At 70.4% G+C, this 616-nt stretch carries 1 protein-coding gene; it reads left to right on the plus strand.

Annotated elements, in window-relative coordinates:
* On the plus strand, window positions 1-459 hold a 459-nt coding region (locus B1790_RS14555), incomplete at its 5' end, for a DUF222 domain-containing protein (protein WP_142271314.1).
* Window positions 460-616 lie beyond the last annotated feature (157 nt).

Below are 616 nucleotides of genomic sequence, written 5' to 3' on the forward strand. Positions count from 1 at the left end.
GTGGCTGCGGTGTTCGCCGAAGGGTTGATCACCTACCAACTGGTCCGGACCGTGGTGCAGCGCGGCGCCCTGGTCGTGGACCCCGACGCCCTGCACGAACTGGACCGACTGCTGGCCGAAGCGCTGAGCACCCGGGAACCCATGTCGACGTCCACCCTGGAGAAGACCGTCGACGCATTCGTCGCCCACGTCGACCCGCAGGCGGTGCACCGGACCGAGACCCGGGCGCGAGGACGCAGCGTGGACGTCAGTGAGGACGATGACGGCGGTGGGATGGCGACGGTGTATGCCACCCTGTTCGCCACCGACGCGAAGGCCTTCGACGCGCGCGTCGACGCGCTGGCCCGCACGGTCTGCCCGGCCGATCCGCGCACNNCGACCGCCTGGCCTGCCTGTGCAAAACCGACGACTGCCCCGCCGCGCAGAACCCACCCTCGACGGGTGTGGTGGTCTACGTGATCGCGAGCGCTGACACCCTCGACGAACGGCCCGCGCCGACACCCGATGTTCCCGACGATGCCTCGCCAGATGAGGATCCGGAGCGATCTGCCGCCGGAGACGACGCCGCGTCAGACAGCGCCGACCACTCGAGCGACCCTGCGCCACACCCGGAGTC

Origin of the sequence: Mycobacterium sp. AT1, assembly GCF_002043095.1 — a bacterium.
GTDB lineage: Bacteria > Actinomycetota > Actinomycetes > Mycobacteriales > Mycobacteriaceae > Mycobacterium.